Annotated in this window: 17 protein-coding genes; 9 read left to right on the top strand and 8 right to left on the bottom strand. The window is 27.2% G+C overall.

The features are described 5' to 3' along the window. The first annotated feature begins 103 nt into the window (after positions 1-103). From QIA21_RS04825 to QIA21_RS04810, 4 genes are all read left to right on the top strand, one after another. Positions 104-1,813, top strand: coding sequence for a phospho-sugar mutase (locus QIA21_RS04825; protein WP_301393338.1), 1,710 nt, complete (start codon positions 104-106; stop codon positions 1,811-1,813). Positions 1,814-1,907: 94 nt separating this feature from the next. Continuing rightward, the gene (locus tag QIA21_RS04820) at positions 1,908-4,055 is read left to right on the top strand and encodes an AAA family ATPase (RefSeq protein WP_301393337.1); all 2,148 of its coding nucleotides are present in this window, start codon (positions 1,908-1,910) and stop codon (positions 4,053-4,055) included. A gap of 14 nt (positions 4,056-4,069) precedes the next feature. Next, positions 4,070-7,198: an isoleucine--tRNA ligase gene (ileS, locus tag QIA21_RS04815; RefSeq protein WP_301393336.1), complete on the top strand. Its 3,129-nt coding sequence runs from the start codon at positions 4,070-4,072 to the stop codon at positions 7,196-7,198. After that, on the top strand, positions 7,192-8,013 hold the full coding sequence (locus QIA21_RS04810) for a hypothetical protein (RefSeq protein ID WP_301393335.1): 822 nt from the start codon (positions 7,192-7,194) through the stop codon (positions 8,011-8,013). The genes ileS and QIA21_RS04810 overlap by 7 nt, the downstream gene beginning before the upstream one ends. Positions 8,014-8,035: 22 nt before the next feature. On the opposite strand, the gene QIA21_RS04805 is transcribed toward QIA21_RS04810, so the two are convergent. From QIA21_RS04805 to sbcD, 3 genes are read right to left on the bottom strand one after another with little or no spacing between them, the layout of a single operon-like run. After that, entirely contained in the window at positions 8,036-8,968 is a 933-nt protein-coding gene (locus tag QIA21_RS04805; RefSeq protein WP_301393334.1) for an ROK family protein, read from the bottom strand. Positions 8,969-9,000: 32 nt separating this feature from the next. Then, entirely contained in the window at positions 9,001-11,847 is a 2,847-nt protein-coding gene (locus tag QIA21_RS04800) for an SbcC/MukB-like Walker B domain-containing protein (protein WP_301393333.1), read from the bottom strand. Further along, on the bottom strand, positions 11,834-13,075 hold the full coding sequence (gene sbcD / locus QIA21_RS04795) for an exonuclease subunit SbcD (protein ID WP_301393332.1): 1,242 nt from the start codon (positions 13,073-13,075) through the stop codon (positions 11,834-11,836). Before sbcD ends, QIA21_RS04800 begins: the two co-directional genes overlap by 14 nt. 73 nt (positions 13,076-13,148) lie before the next feature. Here sbcD and topA point away from each other — a divergent pair, with 73 nt between their 5' ends. The 4 genes from topA to QIA21_RS04775 all read left to right on the top strand — a co-directional run bounded on the left by topA (position 13,149) and on the right by QIA21_RS04775 (position 19,562). Further along, a complete protein-coding gene (topA, locus tag QIA21_RS04790) occupies positions 13,149-15,698 on the top strand; it encodes a type I DNA topoisomerase (protein WP_301393330.1) in 2,550 nt (849 codons plus the stop codon). A 2-nt stretch (positions 15,699-15,700) separates the two neighbouring features. Then, entirely contained in the window at positions 15,701-18,187 is a 2,487-nt protein-coding gene (locus QIA21_RS04785) for an ATP-dependent RNA helicase (RefSeq protein WP_301393329.1), read from the top strand. Positions 18,188-18,259: 72 nt separating this feature from the next. Beyond that, complete coding sequence (locus QIA21_RS04780; protein WP_301393328.1) at positions 18,260-18,775, top strand: hypothetical protein; 516 nt, start codon at positions 18,260-18,262, stop codon at positions 18,773-18,775. 139 nt (positions 18,776-18,914) lie between these two features. Beyond that, a complete protein-coding gene (locus tag QIA21_RS04775; protein WP_418905524.1) occupies positions 18,915-19,562 on the top strand; it encodes a phosphodiester glycosidase family protein in 648 nt (215 codons plus the stop codon). Here the strand turns inward: QIA21_RS04775 and QIA21_RS04770 are convergent. Continuing rightward, positions 19,555-20,100, bottom strand: a complete 546-nt coding sequence (locus QIA21_RS04770) for a hypothetical protein (protein WP_301393325.1) — start codon at positions 20,098-20,100, stop codon at positions 19,555-19,557. The genes QIA21_RS04775 and QIA21_RS04770 overlap by 8 nt on opposite strands. An 80-nt stretch (positions 20,101-20,180) precedes the next feature. Here QIA21_RS04770 and QIA21_RS04765 point away from each other — a divergent pair, with 80 nt between their 5' ends. After that, complete coding sequence (locus QIA21_RS04765) at positions 20,181-20,552, top strand: hypothetical protein (protein WP_301393324.1); 372 nt, start codon at positions 20,181-20,183, stop codon at positions 20,550-20,552. A gap of 141 nt (positions 20,553-20,693) precedes the next feature. On the opposite strand, the gene miaA is transcribed toward QIA21_RS04765, so the two are convergent. The 4 genes from miaA to QIA21_RS04745 are packed head-to-tail and all read right to left on the bottom strand — an operon-like array spanning position 20,694 to position 23,248. Then, positions 20,694-21,614: a tRNA (adenosine(37)-N6)-dimethylallyltransferase MiaA gene (gene miaA / locus QIA21_RS04760; RefSeq protein WP_091972261.1), complete on the bottom strand. Its 921-nt coding sequence runs from the start codon at positions 21,612-21,614 to the stop codon at positions 20,694-20,696. Continuing rightward, the gene (locus QIA21_RS04755) at positions 21,601-21,801 is read right to left on the bottom strand and encodes a DNA-directed RNA polymerase subunit omega (protein ID WP_091971507.1); all 201 of its coding nucleotides are present in this window, start codon (positions 21,799-21,801) and stop codon (positions 21,601-21,603) included. Before QIA21_RS04755 ends, miaA begins: the two co-directional genes overlap by 14 nt. A gap of 47 nt (positions 21,802-21,848) precedes the next feature. Further along, the gene (gene cmk / locus QIA21_RS04750; protein WP_091971510.1) at positions 21,849-22,385 is read right to left on the bottom strand and encodes a (d)CMP kinase; all 537 of its coding nucleotides are present in this window, start codon (positions 22,383-22,385) and stop codon (positions 21,849-21,851) included. Then, entirely contained in the window at positions 22,382-23,248 is an 867-nt protein-coding gene (locus tag QIA21_RS04745; RefSeq protein ID WP_301393321.1) for a YicC/YloC family endoribonuclease, read from the bottom strand. The genes cmk and QIA21_RS04745 overlap by 4 nt, the downstream gene beginning before the upstream one ends. Between the last annotated feature and the right edge of the window lie 7 nt (positions 23,249-23,255).

Below are 23,255 nucleotides of genomic sequence, written 5' to 3'. Positions count from 1 at the left end.
TAAATTATCTAATAATAAATTCTATATCAAGTATATAATTCATTATAAATCAATATAATTTAATTAATCTTTGTTTAAAAAAATAAAATAAAAAGGACAATTGATGCAAAAAATCGAAGCCAAAAGAAAATTGAAAAACTACATTCTTCTTGAAAAAGATATATTCTTTAAAGAAGAAGCAATAAAAATTCAAAAAACAAATAATGAGACAGAAATTCTAAACAGATTTTACAAAGATCTGGAATTTGGAACTGCTGGAATGAGGGGAATCATTGGAGCTGGAACATGCTACATAAACACTTATAATGTAAAAAAAATAAGCCAAGGAATATGCAACTATGTACTTAAAATAAATAAAAACCCTAAAGTTGCAATAAGTTATGATTCAAGATATTTTTCAAAAGAATTTGCTTACAATGCTGCTCAAATTTTTGCCTCAAATAATTTTGAAACATACATATACAAAAACTTAAGATCTACCCCCCAACTATCTTATACAATAAGAAAATTTGATTGTGACGTTGGAGTTATGATAACAGCAAGTCATAATTCAAAAGAATATAATGGATATAAAGCATACTGGAAAGGCGGAATCCAAATGATGCCACCTCATGACACACTAATAACTAATGAAATCAAAAAAATAAAAAACATAATAAATACAATTACCATAAAAGAGGGTATTAATAAAAAGATTATCAAAGAACTAGGCGATGAGATAGACGAAGAGTATTTGAAAACAATAAACGAAGAATTTCCTGATTTTGAAAAGAATAGTAAAAAAACAAACTTAAAAATAGCATACACGGCCCTACATGGAACCGGTGGAACCATAATAAAAAAACTTTTTACAAACAGTAAAATACAGCTTTTTTTGGAAAAAAGTCAAATACTGCCAAACCCTGAATTTCCAACAATAAACTATCCCAATCCAGAAAAAAAAACATCAATGCTTAAAGTAATAGAGCTTGCAAAAAAAGAAAATTGTGACATTGCCCTTGCAACAGATCCAGATGCCGACAGAATAGGAGTTGCATTCAAAGATCAAAACGAATGGACATTCTTAAACGGAAATCAAATATCATGCATTTTAATGAACTATATACTTTCAAAAGAAATAAATCCTAAAAATACATTTGTAATATCATCGTTTGTAACAACACAAATGTTAGAAAAAATTGCAAAAAAATATGGTTCTCAAATTTTTAGAACTTACACAGGATTTAAATGGATAGGAAGCTTAATCGATGAAATGGAAAAAAATGAACCAAATAAAAAATTTGCTTTTGCATGCGAAGAAAGTCATGGATATTTAATAGGAAGAAAAGTTAGAGACAAGGATGCATTTTCAGCCATAAAAGGAATTTGCTCTTTAGTGCTTGATTTAAAAGCTAAAAAACAAACTATTAAGAATTATCTTGAAAAGATGTACGAAGAATTTGGTTATTATGAAGAATTTAATATAGAAAAAACCTTTGAAGGGGCTAACGGAGAAATTCAAAGAGAAGCACTAATGTCAAAACTAAGAAAAGAGCAAAAAATGCAATTCGCAGGAATTAAAATAATTGAAAAATTAGACTACAACACTCTTGAAAAAATTAACTTCAAAAAAGAAATTTCGAAAATCAAAGAATATAAATACCCTATAAACGCAATAAGATTTATACTTGAAAACGAAATTGTAATAACTGCAAGACCCTCTGGAACAGAACCAAAAATCAAATTTTATATATCTGTAAAACTCGAAAATAAGGAAAAACATAAAATATTTGATATAATGAATGTAATAAAGATGGAGATAAAAAAATATTAACATAACAGAAAATTTAATAAATTTAGTAGAAATAGATTCAAAAGAAATTGCAAGAAAAAATAAAAATAAAGAAGTTTCAATTTGGCACCTATTAATGTCTATAATCACCACTCCTAAAAAATCTGAAATAAAATTTATAGATACCAAAACTCTAAAAAACATTAAACAAGAAGTTATATGCGAAATAGATAAATTAGAGAAAATTTTAATAGAAAAAAATGAGATAATTATTCCAAAAATAAATAAAGAAATCTTTACTCTCATAAAAGAAGCTAAAAAGGAGTTTAAATCTAAAGCCTTAATAGGTGCAAAAGAAATTTTTTATCAAATATTAAAAAATAAAAAACTTCTAAAAAAGTATAAACTAAGTAAATCTAGCTTCGACTTTAAAGATCAAAATATATTAGAATACATGGAAAAAAATAAAGTAAGATTAATTGAAACCTACAAAGAATTTGATGAAGAAATAAGACTTGAAAATGAACACTTTGACATTGGAAAGTACGTCAAAAATTTAACAGCACTTGCAAAAGATAAAAAATTAGATCCCTTGATTGGAAGAGAAGAAGAGATTAAAACTCTTACAAACATACTCTTGAGAAGAAATAAAAATAGCGCAATGCTAATAGGTGAGCCTGGAGTAGGAAAAACAGCAATAGTTGAAGGGCTTGCAACAAGTATAGTACAAAAAAAAATAAGTAGCAAACTACAAGACAAAACAATTTTAATGCTTAAAGTTTCAAACTTGGTATCAGGAACAAAGTATAGAGGTGAGTTTGAAGACCGTTTAAATAACATAATTAAGCATATTGAAAAAAATAAAAACACAATAATATTTATTGATGAAATACACACTTTAATAGGAGCTGGAAACTCCGAAGGTGCTCTTGATGCATCAAATATATTAAAACCATCACTTTCTAGAGCTGAAATACAAATTATTGGAGCAACTACTTACAATGAGTACCGAAAATATATTTCAAAAGACAAAGCATTCGCCAGAAGATTCCAAACAATTACCGTAAGAGAGCCCAATGAAACAGATACACTAAAAATAATCAAAAATATTGCAAAAAATTTTGAAGACTATCATGGAGTAATCTATGAAAAAAATGCACTTATAAATATAGTAAAACTCTCATCCAAATATCTAATAAATAAAAGATTCCCAGATAAAGCAATAGATATAATAGATATTGCCGGTGCAATTAAAAAGGAAAAATCTACAAAAGACAATATCATAACATCGGATGACATACAAGAAGCAATAAATGAAATACTATCTATTAAAGCAACAAATAACATAAAAGAAGAAATTTCAGAATTAAAAGAAATAGAAAATAAAATCAATCAAAAAGTGATCGGACAAAAATATGCAGTAAGTGAACTTATTAAAGAAATTGTTAAAGTCAGACTTGGACTCAATGACGATTCTAAACCTTTAACTTCAATATTATTAATAGGCTCAAACGGATGTGGAAAAACCACTTTAATTGATGAACTATCTAAAAAAATTATCAAGGATAAAAATTCAGTATTAAAACTAGATATGTCAGATTACAAAGAAGAAAACTCTATTTCAAAATTAATTGGCACAAATCCCGGATACGTAGGCTATTCTGATGGGGGCATTCTGACAAACAAATTAAAACATTCATTTGAAACTTTAATATTGTTTGAAAACATTGAAAATGCCCACAATTCTATATTAAACCTAATAAGTCGAATGCTCGAAAATGGAGAACTTATCGATAGCAAAGAAGATAAAATAATATTTAAAAATACAATTATAATAATGACTACAAACATTGGATCTAAAATGCTTCTTGGAGAAAAGAATATTGGATTCAATAAAAATCAACAAAAAAGCTCAGAAACAAAACACTTTGAAGAAGAAATAAAGCAAGATCTTGAAAAAAGATTTAAGTTGTCCCTTTTAGACAGAATTCAAAAAAAAATTATCCTAAATGTCCTTACAAAGGACAATATAGAAGAAATTTGCAAAAACTACTTAAATGCCCTTAAAACAAAATTTAACTCCAAAGGAATTGAAATAGAAATAAAAAAAGATGTTAACAAATTTATAACTACAAAATACTATAAAAAAAATTCAGGAGCAAGAAGCGTAATTGCTGCAATAAAAGAAAAAATAGAAGAAAATGCTATCACCAAAATAGCTGAAAATCAAGACATACGCAAAATAACGGTTTATTTAGAAAAAGAAAAAATAATAATAGAATAAAGGAGAATTATAATATGTTTAAAAAAGTAGAAAACAAGGCCAATTTTCCTAAAATAGAAGAAAAAATATTAAAATTCTGGACTGACAACAGGATTTTTGAAAAATCAATAGAACAAAGAGAAGGATGTGAAGAATTTACATTTTATGACGGACCGCCTTTTGCAACAGGACTTCCTCATTTTGGACATTTTGTTCCAAACACAATAAAAGACATAATTCCAAGATATCAAACAATGCAAGGTAAATATGTTAAAAGAAATTTTGGATGGGATACCCACGGACTACCCGTTGAATACGAAGTAGAAAAAAAATTAGGAATTTCTGGTAAATACGAAATAGAAAATTATGGCGTTGAAAATTTTAACAAAGAATGCAAAAAAATAGTACTTAGATATACAGAAGAATGGAAAAATATAATCTTAAGGCTTGGAAGATGGGTAGATTTTGAAAAAGGCTACAAAACTATGGATGCAAGCTTTATGGAATCTGTGTGGTGGGTATTTAAAAATCTTTACAATAAAGGTTTAATCTACGAAAGTTATTATGTACTACCCTATTCTCCAAAACTTGCAACTCCGCTTTCAAACTTCGAAGTGAATCTTGGAGAATACAAAGAAGTTAATGACCCATCATTAACAATAAAATTTAAAATAAAAGACAAAAACGAATATCTACTAGCATGGACAACAACCCCTTGGACATTGCCCTCAAACCTTGGAATTGCAGTGGGACCAGAAATAGAATATTCTAAAATTTTTGACAAAAAAAAAGAAGAGATTTTGATACTTGGATCAAAAAAGCTTAATAGCTATTATGATGATGAAAATTTATACACTATTATAGAAAAATTCAAAGGAAGCAAGCTTGAAGGCATAGAATATGAACCTATTTTTAACTACTTTTTAGAACAAAAAGATAAAGGTGCTTTCAAGGTCCACACAGCCGACTATGTTACAACTGACGATGGAACAGGCATTGTTCATATTGCCCCTTTCGGAGAAGAAGACTACAGAATACTTAAAAAACACACAAATGTCGATATAATAGACCCCTTAGATGCTGAATGTAAATTCACAAATCGGGTAAAAGATTTTAAAGGACTTTTTGTAAAAGATGCTGATAAAAAAATAATAGAAAACCTAAAATTACGCAATTTTTTATTTAAAAGAGAAAATCATCTGCACAGGTATCCATTTTGTTACAGAACAAACTATCCAATTATTTACAGACCAATAAGCTCCTGGTTTGTAAATGTAGAAAAAATAAAAACCAAACTCATAGAAGTAAATGAAAAAATCAATTGGATGCCAGCTCATTTGAAAAAAGGAAGATTTGGAAAATGGATAGAAAATGCAAAGGATTGGGCAATAAGCAGAAACAGATTCTGGGGAAATCCAATTCCAATTTGGATATGCTCAAAAACAGGAAAAAAAATTTGTGTTGGATCAAAAAAAGAACTTGAAGAGCTATCTGGTCAAAAAATCGAAGACTTACACAAAGACAAAGTAGATAAAATAACCTGGCCAAGCAAAGACGGCGGCACATTTATCAGAACAAGTGAAGTTCTAGATTGTTGGTTTGAATCTGGAGCAATGCCTTACGCTAGCAATCACTACCCATTCACAAATGAAATTAATTTTAAAAATATATTTCCTGCTGATTTTATTGCAGAAGGTCTGGACCAAACAAGAGGGTGGTTTTATACTCTTACAGTCCTGGGAACTTCTCTTTTTGAAAACACAGCATTCAAAAACGTCATTGTAAATGGACTTGTGCTTTCAAGTGATGGAAGAAAAATGTCAAAATCCTTTAAAAATTATACAGACCCGGTAAAAGTAATAAACACATTCGGAGCAGATGCCTTAAGACTTTATTTAATAATGAGCCCTGTAGTCAAGGCTGATGATTTAAAATATAGCGACAATGGAGTAAAAGACGTTCTTAAAAATATAATAATACCCATTTGGAATGCTTATTCCTTTTTCACAACTTATGCAATAATTGATAAATTCAAACCTCCAAAAAATCTCAACTTAGATAAAAATAACAACCTTGACAAATGGATCATAAGCGAACTTGAAAGCCTAAAAAAAATACTAAATAAAGAAATAGACAAATATAATTTAACAAAATCAATAGAATCTTTACTTGAATTTATAGATAAATTAAATAATTGGTATATAAGAAGATCAAGAAGAAGATTTTGGAAATCAGAAAACGATAAAGACAAAAATGATGCCTATGAAACATTATATTATGCAATCAAAACTTTAATGATTTTACTTGCTCCCTTTACTCCATTTATAACAGAAGAGATTTATCAAAATTTAAAAACCGATGAAGACAAGCAATCAATACATCTTAACGATTATCCAAAAGCAAATGAAAATTTTATCAACAAAACAATTGAAGAGAAAATAAATCTAGCAAGAAAAATAACTTCAATGGCAAGATCACTCAGATCATTGCACAATATAAAAATACGCATGCCTATTAATACAATATACATTGTCACAAAAAATCAAAATGAACAAAATATGCTAACAGAAATGCAAGAAATAATATTAGATGAAATAAATGCAAAAGAAATGAAAATAAAATCTAACGAAGAAGAGCTTATAACTTACAAAGCGAAAGCAAACTTTAAAGAACTTGGGAAAAAGCTTGGAAAGGATATGAAAACGGTATCTATTGAGATTAGCAAGCTAAAAAATGAAGATATAATAAAAATAATAAATGGAATATCTTACGAAATCAAAGTAGCTAATACAAAGCATTACTTATCATTAAATGATATAATATTAGAAAGAGAAGAAAAAGATAACTTAAAAGTAATAAATGAGGAGTCCATTACAATAGGAATAGACTCCCTAATAACGCAAGAATTATACTTAGAAGGTCTTACAAGGGAATTTGTAAGACAAATCCAAAATTTAAGAAAAGAAAAAAATTTTAACGTTAGCGATAGAATAAACTTATACATAGAAAATAATGCAACATTAAAAGAAATACTAAATAAATTTGAACAATATATTAAAACTGAAACATTAGCCTTAAATATCATATTAAACAAAAGTAAGCTAGAAAAAAAAATAAACCTTGACGACAACATATTTACGATAATAGGAATTGAAAAATGTTAAAAATATTAATAAAAATAATTACCACTTCGTGCCTTGTAGTAGCAGGATGCACCAGTCTACCTTACAATCCTCCAAAACAAAATCTAAATTATTTAATGGAACTTTTACCCGACGCAAATTTATATGCCCATGTAAATTTAATTAAAAACAGATCTATTTGCAACTCTTTAAGGCCTAAATATAAATCTATTCTAGGACTTATAAGCGATTTATACTTTAGCTATAAAAAAGAAAATAACGACTTTGCTATAATAGCAACGGGCAATTTCCCAAAAGATATTTTCTGGGGAATTCATAAAAATAGAAATACAGAACTAATAGGCAATATATTTACAAGCCCAAAATGGAAACTGAAAAATTCAAACATATATATTACCCCAAACAAAGCTAGAACCAGTATTACAATAAACCAAAAAGATAAAATCTTAAAAGACAACAATGTACTAACAACGAAATACATCAAGGAAATAGAAAAAAATGAAATGTTTTTTTGGATTCAAGATTCGACATTACTGCTGCCAAACCAAATAGCAAGTAGCAAAAATTTAATCCCTTTTAGCAGCGGAACTTTGTCTATAAACAGCCTAAATCAAAACGAATATGTTTTTAAATCTCTGATCGAAACAAACAACCCATCAATAATAAAAATACTGTCAAAAAAATTGATTCCAACTATTTTAACAAACACGACTAACCTTACAATATCAAGCAACATAAAAGCCACAATAAAAGACCAAAATACAGTAGAAATAGAATTTAATATTCAAAAATCTAGTGTTGAAAACTTCATAGCAACATTGGTTTCAAATATTTAAATCTAAAAATTTTTATTAACTCCTAAAAGACATTAATTTGCTTTTTGCAAGTAAAATAATGATATAAAGCTCCAATTTTACCAGACTCATTCTTAAATTTAGTTGGCTCAAGTGTTACAAGATTTTTTATATTATTATTATTACTTAAAGCCATCTCTAAAGACCATAAATTTTCTAATTTTTCATATATTCTATCTATTAAATCAGGCCTTGCGCTTATTCCTCCCCCAATCAAAATTTTTTCAGGATTTAAAATAAAAGTTAAATTAAAAATACCAAATGATAAATTCTCAAAAAATCTGTCAACTTCATTTTTGGCATGAATATTTCCATTCTCAGCAAGATCAAAAACATATTCTCCTGAAACCTCTTTTAAAGGCTTTTCTAAGCGCATAGCAACCCTTTTTCTTAAGGCTAATACAGAAGAAATGGATTCCCATCTACAATTAAAAGGAATATTGCCACTAATACCTCTAGTGATCATAAATCCAACCTCTCCAGCCATAAAAGAATTTCCTCTTAAAAGTTTGCCATTTGTAAAAATTCCAGCACCAATTCCTGTGCCAAGGGTTATAGCAATAAAATCATTAGAATCAATAGCATTACCCTTAAATTTTTCTGCTAAGGCTACACAATTAGCATCATTTTCAATTTCTATACATACTCCAGTTAAAGATTCTAATCTCTCTTTTAAAGGATAATTAATAAAACCAGAAATAGCATTCACTCTAATGACATTTCCCTTAAGATCAACAAACCCGGGAATACAAATTGCAACTCCAACTACATCGCTTAATTCTTTGTAAGAATTAATAAGGTTAACTAAAATATTTACTTGCTCATCAGAAGTAGTGCCTGTACTTATTTCATTTTTATCAAAAAAAACACCGCTTGAATCTGCTAGCGAATATTTAGTACTAGTTCCACCAACATCGATTGCCAAATAACGTTTCATATTTATCCTCAAGCCTAATTGTACATAAATGATCATAAATTTTCCATAGCAATATAAGAAATTTTAGAAATTTTGTTTATAACTATTTGTGCTTTAATCATCTCCTTCAAATAAGAAACATGAGAAATTATACCAATTTGTCGTCCAGTAATCATTTGAAACTTAGAAAGCTTAGGCATAACTTGAGCCAAAGTATCTTCGTCAAGATTACCAAACCCTTCATCTAGAAAAAAAGCTTCTATTTTTAAATCACTATCCCTTATTTTATCAGATAAAGCTAAAGACAAAGCTAAAGATACAAGAAATTTCTCACCCCCAGACAAAGTTTTTACCGTTCTTATTCTATTAACATCTTTTTTGTCTTCAATTAAAAAATCAAATTCCTTGCTCTCTTTGTTGGTTTTAAGCTCAAAATCAGGAAAAATCCACCTTAAATATTTCTCATTTGCCAGTCTTAAAATATCATTAATTAAAAAAGTTTGAACATAGTATTTCAATCCAGAAGATCTAATAACCACCTTTCTTAAAACATCTAGCTTATCTTTCCTTTCTTTAGCCAGATTTAATTCTCCTCTTAGCACATCTAAATTAATTTTTTGTTGATCAATCTTTTTTTGAAGAGTTTGAAAATTTAAAAGTTTTATTTTATATTTCTCGATATCTCTGGACAAAAATTCAAGCTTAGAGCTAATTGATAAACTCAATTTTTGCAACAAATGCAAGCTATTCTCATTGATTTGTTTCAAAATAGCTTCTACTTCAAAAGAAGATGAACTAAAAAAAACACTTTTTAAATTTGAAACTATATTGATAAAATTATTTTGCTCTCCATTTAATCTTGCTTTTAAAGTCAATATAGATTTCTTTATAAATTTAATTTGGGTTTCAGTTTTAATTTTTAAATCTTCTAAATTTTTAAGATTTAAAACAAGCATATTCCATTCATTTTCTACACTTTTCTGACTAGCCAAAATAATATTAAATTCTCTTTCCAAAGAAGAATAATCGTTAAAACTTAAATTTAAATTAAGTTTTATTAATAAACTTTTAATCTTTAAAAGATTTTGATCAAAATTTTTATTTTTTAAAGAAATCTCAATTTTTAAATCTTTTTTCCTAACCTTAAATTGTTCAAACTTTTCTAATTTATTTTCAAATGCTAAAATTTTTTCTCTGTCAAAATAATTTATGTATTTATCAAATAAATTTTTTCCAATCAAACTTAAAATTTCAGCATTATTCTTTTCAAACTCCAAAGCATTAATCTCTTGCTTAGAAATTTCTTCTTGTCTGCAAGATAATTGATATTTAAGGTCATCAATTTGATTTTGTATCAAATGAAGTTTTGAATTTAAAATATAAAGCTCTTTTAAACTACAAACCGATAATTTATCTTTATGTTGATAATTTTTATATTCAACCTCAATATATTTTAGTTTCTTTTTATCGCTCTCAATAGAAAAATTTTTATCATTAAGATATTTTAACAACTCTTTGTACAAATCAATCTTAATAATATTTTTTTCCTTATTCTTGTTAAAATCTTCTTTGTCAGCAGATTTTAACAAAAATTCCAACCTATCTCTATATTTTGAAATCAGCTCATCGTTAAAAGTTTGAAATAATTTTAATGCTTCATAATAAACATATTTGTCAAAATCGAAATTAGATTTCTCAGAAGAAATACTTTTAATCTCATCATTTTTTTTACTTTGAGACCTTAATAATTCTTTTTTTTCATCCTCAAGACTATTTTTCCTTAAAAGTAAACTTTGATAATCATTATCAACAAATTTTAAATTAAAAATATTGCAATTTTTATTATAAAGCTCCTTAACATAATTAAAATTAAAATTATTGCTATCCAAATCTTTAATTTCTTTTAAATTATTTATCACTTTTGAAAGTTCTAAATCAAGTAATTGGCTATCATTAAATAACTCGCCTTGCATAGCAACAAGATTTTTCAAATTCCAAAAATCTGAACATAAATAAATTTTTCTATCCAAATCTAAATTCTCTTTTAATTTCCTTTGAATAGAATAGTCCATTTCTAAAGAATCTTGATATTCAATCAGAGAAGATAACTGATCCTCTAAAGAAGACATTTCAACTTCTAAGCCTAAATATCTCTCATTAGACACTATTGCCTGATTACACAAAGAAATAGCTATTCTAACATTTTCAAGATCACTTTCTAATTGACCAATATCAACTAAATCCAAATAATCCTTAAGGGATTTATACTCTCTCTCATCATAATCAAGGATTGATTTTTCATAAGATTCAGAATTTAATAACCTATCTATACTAAACTTTGTACGCTCAAAGTCACTTTTTAAATAAAATTCCAAATTATCATATTTTTTTAAATTAAAAATATTATCAATTATTGCGGTTTTCTCTTTAGGGGTTGATGTTAAAAATTCTTGAAAATTACCTTGTGGCAAAATTACAGTTTGACAAAATTGATTAAAATCTAATCGACAAAGACTTTTAATATGTTCTAAAACATCAGCTCTACCCTCAATAACCCTATCATCAAAAAAACAGCTAAGCAACATATTTTTAGGAGTCTCTATATTTCTTACATTAAGCTCAATAAAAGATTCATAAATCTTTCCAGAAATAGTAAATGTTAATTTAACATAAGCACTAGTCTCACCTTTTGATATAATATCTACGATTTTTTTACCAAGTCTATAAACACGAGCATATAGCGCCAAAGTTATGCAATCTAAAATAGTACTTTTGCCAGATCCAGTATTGCCAGAAATTAAAAAAATGCCTGATTGTCTTAAAAGAAGAGTATCGAAATTTAACTCATGCTCCCCTTTGTAAGAAGCTATATTTTTGAATATGAGTTTATTTATCCTCATATTCGCCTAAATATCCTTTAGCTAAAACCTCGTTAAAAAGAGAAATAAGATCTTCTTCCTTAAATTTAATATCCTTAATAACACCGTTTTCAAAATCTCGTCTCAACTTTTTCTCAAAAAAATATTTTTCATCCATTTCAAGAACTTCAAGTTCTCCAATAACACCGAAATCGTCTTGCAAATCTTGACTTGAGAGTGAAGAATAGGAAATAGAAACCAGATTCATAAAATTAAGCTTTGCTAAGTCATAAATGGTCTCCTCAGAACTAGCATCAATCGTCTCATTAAGTTCAATTTTCAAATAAATACTAAAAGACTCTTCTTTTTTGACATTAGTCAAAAAGTCAAGAACTTCATTAAAAGAACCTTTAACAAAAATTAATTTATTGAAAACCGGCACCTGAAATGCTTGTTGCAAAATTAACTTATTGTTATTAAAATGTAAAACATTTATATATTTATCATGGGTCTCATTAAATGAATATTGCATAGGAGATCCTGAATAAACAATATTATCCCTTAGTTTCATGAATTTATGAATATGCCCAAGAGCAACATAAGAAAAATCATTTCCAAAAACATTAAAAGGGATAATATAGCTACCTCCTAAGGCATCAATCTTTTTACTGCTGCCAAAAAAAGAATGCGCCATTAATATCTTAGGAACTCCTTTGTACTTGTTTTCTAAAAAATTAGATAAACTTGATATCTTTTCTCTGTAAGCATTTTCTAAATTTTCAAGAAACAGCTTATTGGAAAACTGATCTTCCAATTCAAAAATACTGTCAAAATTTTTTCCTAAAATAAGCCTTTCATTTATATGTGGAAGACAAACAACAATAAACTTAAGATTTCCATTATCTTTTAAGAAAACTATTTGATCATCAGAATCATATTCTGTTATTAAAAAAAAATTAAACCGTGAAAGAAGTTTTTTATTGATACTCAAATAATCCTTTTTATCATGATTTCCAGAAATAACCACACACCATTTACAAGAAGTAAAAGAAAGCTCATAAAAAAAATTATTCACCAATTTTTGCTCTTCAAATCCGGGCCTTTTGGAATCATAAACATCTCCAGCAACAAGTAAAAGGTCTATTTTTTCTTTTTTAAGAAATTCTAACAGAAAAAATAAAAAATTTTTCTGTTCCTTAAGTATTGAAAAATTTTCAATCTTTTTACCAATATGCCAATCTGAAGTATGTAGAATTCTATAATTGTCCACAAAATACTCTCACTTTTTTAATTCTTAAATTATGTTTATATATTATAATACAATATATAAACATAAGGAATTTATGCAAAATAAAAAATTGATAATAGTTGAATCGCCAACAAAAGCTAAAACAATAAAAAAATTTTTAGACGACTCATTCTTAGTAGAAGCATGCATTGGACATATAGTAGATCTACCAAACAATGCAAAAGAAATTCCCAAAGAATATAAAAAATACGAATGGGCAAATATTTCTATAGATTATAACAATGGATTTAACCCAATTTACATTATTCCTAGCAATAAAAAACCAGTTGTATTAAAACTAAAAAAATTGGTAAAAACAATCAATGAGATATATCTTGCAACCGACCAAGATAGAGAAGGAGAAACTATAGCATTTCACTTAAAAGAAGTATTAAAAATTAAAAACTATAAACGGATGATATTCCATGAAATCACGGAAACTGCAATAACCGAATCACTAAAAAATACTAGAGATATAGACATGAATCTTGTTAATGCTGGTGAAGCTCGAAGAATATTAGACCGACTATACGGATACACAATTTCTCCACTACTTTGGAAAAAAATAGCTTATGGACTTTCTGCTGGGCGAGTGCAATCCGTTGGATTAAAACTATTAATAGAAAAAGAAAAAACTAGAATAAATTTTAAAAAAGCCAATTATTATTCAATTTTACTTCAATGTAAACATGATAAAAAAGATTTATTACTTGAAACAAAATTAGAAGAAATTGACGACAAGAATATAGCAGAGGGTAAAGACTTTGCAAATGAAACCGGAAAACTTAAAAATAGCACCAAAACAATAATAATAAACCAAGATTTAATGATCAAACTTGAAAAAGAATTAGAAAATGGAAAAAAAATTGAATTAATTTCAATAGAAACTAAAAAAATAAAAATACCTCCTCCAAAGCCATTTACTACATCAACACTTCAACAAGAAATAAATAAGCGCCTTAAAATTGGAACAAAGCAAATAATGCAACACGCTCAAAAACTTTACGAACACGGATACATTACCTATATGAGAACAGACTCTCATAATATTGCTAAAATTGCAAGAGATAAAATAACAAAAATAATAAAAACCAAATACGGAAAAGATTATATAGAAAAAAAAGAAAGAATTTATGAAAAAGGAAAAATGACTCAAAATGCACATGAGGCAATAAGGCCTTCTGAAATGTTTATTCCAAACGAAAACATAGAAATAGAAGGCAAAGCCGCTAAAGAAATTTACAAAATAATATGGGATAGAACTATTATTTCTGGAATGAAAGATGCAATAAAAGAAAATATAAAACTGACTTTTAAGTATAAAAACTTAATTTTCAAATCAAGCTTTACAAAAATAATTTTTGATGGATTTCTTAAACATACTAAAGAAAAAGATGAATATCTTAACATAAACTTTGACTTAATAAAAAAGGGAGATATATTTTCTATAGTTAAAATGAAAACAAGCGAACACGAAACAAAAGCTCCATTTAGATATACAGAAGCATCTCTTGTGCAAAAAATGGAAAAAGAAGGAATAGGTCGTCCTTCAACCTATTCTACAATTATATCAACACTCCTAGAAAGAGAATATGCATTCAAACTTAACAACACATTAATACCAACTATAAAAGGGGCTGCTGTAATAAATCTTCTTGAGAAATATTTTCCAGTACTAATTGAACTAAATTTCACCTCTAATATGGAAGAAAAATTAGATAAAATAGCAATAGGAAAGCTAGATAAAATAAAATATCTAAACAAATTCTATAATGGCAAAAACGGGCTAAAGTATACGACAATGCAACTAGAGCCTAAAATTAATTCCTCCGAATTTAGAACTGTTATTGAAAATCAAAACATAAAAAATAAAGATAATAGCATTAATTATACAATAAACATTGGCAAATATGGGCCTTATTTAATATTCAAAGGGCATAATTACTCAATAAACACAACAACTCCATTAGAAAATTTGTACAAAAAAGATGAAATAGAAAAAATAGTAAATGAAAAAGAATTAAAACCAAATATACTTGGTATTGATCCCTTAACAGGGCTTAATGTAATCTTCAAAAATACAATTTATGGAAACATAGTACAACTCGGAGAAGACACTTATGCTCCTCAAGAATACACAAAAAAAGGAAAACCTAAAAAATTAAAAATAATAAAAGCAAAAAAAGCATCAACTAAAAAAATTGACCCCGAAAACATAACATTAGAGCTTGCTTTAAAATTGCTCTCACTACCAAAAACGATCGGTAAATATCCTCAAACCAATGAACAAATCATTGCTGCAACTGGTGTTTTTGGAGATTATATTAAAACTGAGAGCGGAAGTATTGCTTGCTCGCTAAAAAAAGATATAAAAGCATATAATATAACACTAGACGAGGCTGTCAGTCTGCTCAACGAAAGAGTTAATAAAGTAGGCATAATCGTTAAAATGATCACATTTTCTAAAAACAAAATCGGCAACAAAATATATATTTACAAAAAAAACGACAAATTTTATGCTAAAATTAAAAGAAAGAAGGTTGATTTACCTGATAACATTAGTCTTGACGAAATAAATGAGAAATATGTATTCAGTTTGTTGTAAATATGAATGATTTCAAACTACCAATTTATAAATACAAAGATGAATTAATTAAAGTATTAAAAACAAATAATGTTTTAATTGTTGAAAGTCCAACAGGCAGCGGAAAAACCACTCAACTGCCAAGAATAATATATGAAGCGGGTTTTGCAAAATTAGGAAAAATTGGAGTAACTCAACCAAGAAGAATAGCTACAATATCAATAGCCGAATATATTGCTAAGCATATTGGTGTAAATGTTGGAGAAGAAGTTGGTTACAAAATAAGATTTGAAGAAATTACAAGTTCAAAAACCAAGATCAAGTTAATGACCGATGGAGTGCTTCTACAAGAGCTAAAAAAAGACACATTACTTTATGAATATGATGTAATCATAATAGACGAAGCACACGAAAGAAGTTTAAACATCGATTTTATATTAGGCCTTATTAAAGACATTGCAAGAAAAAGGAATGATTTTAAAATCGTAATTTCATCTGCTACAATAAACACAAAAGTATTTTCAAAATATTTCAACAACGCACCGGTTGTTAGCATTGAAACTATTACATACCCAGTACAAATAATATACAATCCTCCTATTTTAAACACACCAAAAGGAATGATATCAAAAATAAAAGAAATTGTCTTGAACGTAATAAAAGAAAAAAAAGCAGGAGATATACTTATATTTTTATCTGGAGAAAAAGAAATAAAAGAAACTATAAAAGAATTACAAGAATTAAACTCAAAAAAAAATTTAATAGTATTTCCTTTATACGGTCGAATGCCTAAAGAAGCTCAAGAACAAATATTTGTAACTACTCCTAAAAATAAAAGAAAAATAATAGTGTCAACAAACATCGCAGAAACTTCAATCACAATTGAAAATATTAAAATAGTAATCGATAGTGGAAAAGTTAAAACAAACAAATTCCAAACAAAAACTCATACCTATTCACTCCAAGAAGTTCCAATTTCAAAATCATCAGCAACTCAAAGAGCTGGTCGAGCAGGAAGACTTTCAAAAGGAACTTGCTACAGACTTTATAAAAGAGAAGATTATCAACTAAGAGAAGATTATCAGAAAGAAGAAATATATAGAACAGATCTATCTGAGGTAATACTAAGAATGGCAGATATTGGCATCAGAGATTTTACCCATTTTGATTTTATCTCAAAACCATCAACGCATTCGATTCAAACTGCAAGCAAAATATTAAAATCTCTGGATGCTATAAATAATAAAAACGAACTTACAGAAATTGGAAAATATATGATACTATTTCCATTGGTGCCAGCACATTCAAGAGCATTGGTTGAAGCAATGATAAATTACCCACAAGCTATCTATCAAACTACAATAGGTCTATCATTTTTATCCACAAGTGGAATTTTTCTAATACCCCAAAATGAAGAAACAGAAGCTCGACAAGCTCACTTAAAATATAAAAATCCAATGGGGGATCTAATTGGGTTTATTAATATCTTTGAAGATTTTAAAAAAGCTGCAAATAAAGAAACTTTCACAAAGGAAAATTATTTAGATCTACAAGGACTAGAAGAGATAGCAAATGTTCAAATGCAGCTTGAAAACATTGTTAGCAAATTAAATATACCAATAATACAAAAAGGTGTTTTTGACAACGAAGGATATTTAAAATCAATAATGCGAGGAATGAGAGATTATATTTGTTTTAAAACTTCAAAAAAGAAATATAAAACCATTAAAGCTCAAAACGTAATAATTCATCCCGGATCACTTATTAGTACCGATTCCGTGAAATATTTTGTTGCAGGAGAAATTATAGAAACTACAAAAATGTACGCAAGGTCCATTGGTGTCCTGAAAAAAGAATGGATTGACGCTATCAGTCTTAATGAAGAGTTTGAACATAAAAACATACCTGATAAAGAGAAACGGATAACAAACCCCAAACAGACAAAAATTATCAATGAAATCAAAATAGGAAAAAAAATTTTCAAAGCGAAGCACAAAAATAACACCTGTGTAATAAAAATTAGCCTAGAAGCATTAAAAGAGATGATTTCAAAAAACGAATTAAACAATCTAAATAATGAAGATTTGAAAAAAATTAAAATAAACTTGATACATAAAAATGTAACAGTTTTTAACAACAAAAAATTTTTAGAAACTATAGAAATAGTCAAAGGCATGGGAAAAAATTGGCAGTGTATAAAAAAATATGAAACAAACAACGTAAACATTGATGAACCTGAAAAAATGAAAGATCTCTTAGAGTGTACAATGCAATTTATAAGTTCACCCTCCAAAAAAAATGCTCTTTTCCTATCATTGGAAACCGATCGACTTGGAAATTTTCGACTAAAACCCAAACAAAATTTCATAATGGCAATAGAAGAATCTATGGAAAGCATAAAAAGCCTTATAGAAAACGAAGAATACATAAAAAAGCTACATTTTATAAAGAAATTAATAAATAAAGTTTACAAAAAATTAAATTACTTCTTTGTAGAAACTGAAACTTGAAAGTCTTATTAGAATAAAAACAATAATATTAAATTATTTTCATTATAATAAAAACAAGGTTTATAATAAATTATGAACTGGTTATCCTTTTTCCATGTTTTATTATTTTTAGCAATCACTCCTCCCAAATCGCAAAGCAATAATAAGGAAAATACAGAAAATTTAATAAAGCTGTATATGCTTTATGATTTAACTAATAACTTGCCAAAAGAATTAGAAATAATAAATAAAATTAAAAATTTCAACTTAGAACAATATTACCTACTAATTACAAAATATTATCTAAAAATCAAAAAATATAAAGAAGCTGATAATTTTTTTAAAAAAATAAATAAAAAAAAGATTAAAAATCAAAAAATAAAAACCGAAATCATTTCGCTAAAATTAAGAATAAATGAAGATCATATTAATGAAGAAGAAATTAAAAAAATTTTAAATAATGAAAAAAATATAGATGTCAAAATAATTTATCAAATATTTAATCTTATAAAATTTAAAAATAAAAAATTAGCAACACAAATTAAAAATATCATATTAACAAACTATCCCAAAAGCATTTATTCTTATAAAATAAAAAGAAATGAATGAAATGAATAAGAAAATATTAACACTGCTAATATTTATTTTAAGTATTTCATCATCAGGACTAATGTTATCCAAATCAATCACTAAAAAAGCCAAATACAAAATCATTAGAGGTTATTTTGTAAATAGCAATTATGTTCTAGTGAAAATTGAAAATAAAGATCTAAAGTTCACCATATCAGAGCCTATTTACGACAAAAAGCTAAATAATTATTATTTTAAAGGACAAACAACAAGCCATTTCTTAATTTCTAACAATGTTGACATTGCGATCAACACAAGTCCATACGAAGTTAAACAAAACATGTTTTTTCCAAAAGGACTATACATATATAATAAAAAAATGATTTCAAAACAAATACCCAACTATGGGGAGATTACAATAAAACAAAATAAAATTGTATTAAATCCCGTAGAAGACGAAATAAAAACCTCTGATTATGGATTTAGCGGATTTTTTGTTTTAATCAAAAACGGAAATTATAAAAAAAACTTCAAAGAAACAAAACACCCAAGAACAATAATAGGAACTGATAAAAATAACAAGTATTTATTTCTTGCTACAATAGAAGGAAGAGGGGTAAATAATAGCAAAGGGGCTTCTCTTAATGAAACTATTGATTTTGCATTAAGTTATGGCATGACTAACGCCATTAATCTAGATGGGGGGGGCTCAAGCACTCTTGTTGTAAAATCAAATAAAGCTCCTCACAAATTAAACTTTACTGCAAACATTTTTGGAAAGGAAAGATCTGTACCATTTCATTTAGGAATCAAACTTCCTAATTAAAAAACTTCCAACCAATATTAAATCCAAGCATAATCTCAGTTGTTAACCCAGAAAAATTTTTATAATCAGAAAATGGAGAGATAGAAAGCATAAACAAAGGCCTAATGTATAAACCCTTAAAATCCGGAATAAAAAAATCAGCAGCAAGCCCCATGCTTAAAAAAAAGAGATTGTGGTTGTTAGAATTTAAATCAACGGCATATTTAAACCCAATCAATGGAAAAAGCATTCTAATCTGTTCTTTAAAAATCATTGGATATGTTCCATAAAGTCCAAAAGAGAAATATCTTCCATTATTAGTAGTAACAAAAGCCTCTTTGTAAGACATTTCAAAAAGTACATAATTTGCATCAAAAAATAAATTAAAATTAATTCCATGATCTGACCTAGTAAAATTTGGAGCAAATTTAGTGGAACTTGTTTTATCAGTATAATTGGTAAATTGATAAGAAAAACCTCCGCCAAAAGAAAGTGGATAAGAAACAATTAAATTATTAGAAGAGATGAGAAATAAAATAAAAAAAAGATATTTCTTCATTGACAATCCTTAAAAATTCTAAAAAATACTATATTATTATAGTAACATACTAAAGTAGTATATAAAAAATCAAGGAAATTATGAATACAAAAATATTATATTTATTATCCTTAATTCTTTTAACTTGCAATAAAAATAATAAAACTCCTCTCATTCAAAAATTGAACTTGCCCAAAAGCAGCATTCTTGGGTTTAGCAATAAAGTAGGTATAATAATAAAAGACTATGCTTTTCTTACCAAAAGCACTAAGAAAAATAACGAATTAGATTATGATTACGCAATTCTACTTAGAAAAGATGAAGTTGTAAAAATTGAAAAAATACTAGAAAAAACAGAACGCTATGGAATTGAAGGAAATTGGATCCTAGTCAATTACAAGGGAACTAAAAGCTACATCTTTAGCAAAGACATAAACATAGTTAACAATCTAATAATTGAACATTCTAAATAACCTTGCTACACAACCGGAAAAAAGTCCGATCAATGCAACAAATTACTTATTTTTTTTCTTATGTCTATTTTTCCTTCTTTTTTTCTTCCTTTTATGAGTAGAAATTTTTTTTAATTTTCTTTTTCTTCCGCAAGGCACTCCTTAAATCTCCTTATCAACTTTAAAAATTAAATTCAAAATGTCATTTAAATCATCCTCTGGATGAAGCCATAAAACATCAGAAATCTTAGCAAAAAAAGTCATTTGTCTTTTTGCATACAAAACCGAATTTTTGTTTATCAAATTTATTATATCATTTAAACCATAACAAGGTCTACTTTTCCATAATAAAAACTCATTATAGCCTATCCCTTTAAAAGCTGGAGTATTTTCATTGTAACCCTTACTAAACAAACCTTTAATCTCAGAAAGTAATCCACTATTGAGCATTTCATTAATTCTTATTGATATTCTAGTTTTCAAATCTTCAAAAGATCTTTTAAGACCTATAATCATAATATTTTTAAATTCCTTATTTTGTTTTTTTTGAAATTGACTAATAGGAATTCCTGTTTGATAGTAAACCTCAAGGGACCTTTTAATACGATAAATATCATTCTTATTTAACATATTAAATCTGATAGGATCTACGTTTTTCAATTCTTTCAAAAGATAGGATTTGCCTTTAAGGTCTAAAAGATTGTTCACATAAATTCTTATTTTAGAAGTAACCATGGGTGTTAAAGGAAATCCATCCTTTAAATGCTTAAAATAAAAAGCAGTACCTCCTACAAATATAGGAATTTTTTTTTTCTGTCTTATTTCTTTTACTATTCTCAAAGCTTGCTCGTAAAAAATTCCAAGATTGTATTCTTCCTCTGGATCTAAAAAATCTACTAAATGATGCTTTATATGTTTCATCAAATTTTTACTTGGCTTTGAGGAAGCTACATTGAACTCTTTGTATACTTGAATAGAGTCAACATTAATAATTTCTGCTTTATTTCTTGGAAAATGAAACAAAATATTGCTTTTGCCTACAGCGGTAGGGCCAAAAATAAAAACTATCCTATCTTCCTTCAATTGAATAGCTAAATTTACCACTCAAAACGTCATTAAAAGCTTGTCCTAATATTTTATCATCAAACATAGCATGCTCTGCTAAAGAAATATTGTCTATGATTTGCTCTGTGCGAATTATAGTAGCAGCAACAAGTTCATAAAAATTTCCATCAAAGTCTTGTATTTTTTTTAAAGGCACTTTAGTCATTTAATCTCCTTACAAACTAAACATATTAAAATATGAAATCGGTTTAGCTAATTTTTTAAGTTTCTCTTATCAATTTCATCTCTAATTAATTTAAAAACTTCATTTGAATTAATATTTGTAACATCAATCACTAAATCGGTTTCCGAAGAATAATCATCAATATCTATATTGTAAATATCTAAATATCTTTTTTTATCATTTTCATCTCTATTGAAAGTACTATTCAAAACATCAGAATACATGCCCCCTTCTCTAGTCATTATTCTCTCGGCCCTAACTTCCATTTTAGCATAAAGATATATTTTTAAATCAGCACTCTTAGAAATCCAAATAGCAAGACGAGAAGCAAGCACTGTATTATTTTTTTCAGAAAGTACGGTCAATCTCTTATCAAGATACCTATCCCAATAATAATCATCTCTTCCTATTACCTCTTTCTCATAAAACTCCGAAAAAGGAATATTATGCTCCCTTGCAATATCATGAAAAGTGTAATTAATAAACTCAAGACCGTAATGTTTTGCAATCATACTACTTACAGTAGTATTGCCACAACCACTCTTACCAGAAAGTGCTATTTTCATTCAACATTCCTTATTTGCTCTTTTATTTTTTCTAAATTTAACTTCATATTCAAAATCAAATTTTTAATATCAAGATCAACAGCCTTATTACTCATAGTTGTTATCTCTCTATGCATTTCTTGAGAAATAAATTCAAGAACTTTGCCACATATCTCATATTCAAGATTTTTATAAAAAGTTTCTATATGAGAATCTAAACGTATGATCTCTTCATTAATGTCTAGACGAATTGCCATTTTAGCCGCCTCTTCTGCAATACTTATATCTCTAAACTCATCCATTAATTTAGAGATATTTTCTTTAATGCTTGCAAATAATCTGGCATTTATATCATTACAAGCCTCCTTAACGATTTTAAGATCTTGCTCTATTAGCAAAAGGGTTGATACTATGTCCGATTTAGTATTTTCTCCTTCAAAACTTCTCCCATTATTGTAATGAAATAAAGTTTCCTCTAAAACACCCTTAAACAACCCATAAATCTCTTCTTGATGCTCACTATCCTCATCTATTATCAAAGCTCCTTTTAATGATAAAAAATCGCCTAAACTTAGTTCGTTCTTAATATTAAGATCAGTATGTGACAAAGAATCTCTAAGCTTAGAAATAGCCTCAATATAATTAGGATTAACTGAAAAATTCATACGGGGAACCAATTCTTTATATCCTACATTTAAAAAAACATTACCTCTGCTAATATATTTTGAAATCAAATTTCTTATATCAAGATCATAACCAGAAAAAATTTCTGGTAACCTAAGTTTAAATTCTAAAAATTTTCCATTATAAGATTTCAAATTAACACTAAACATATAGTTACCAATTATCTTTTCCAAATAAAAAAATCCCGTCATACTTTTCACTATGATA

It is taken from the genome of Borreliella japonica, assembly GCF_030438115.2.
Lineage (GTDB): Bacteria > Spirochaetota > Spirochaetia > Borreliales > Borreliaceae > Borreliella > Borreliella japonica.
This window is presented reverse-complemented; position numbering and strand designations above follow the sequence as displayed.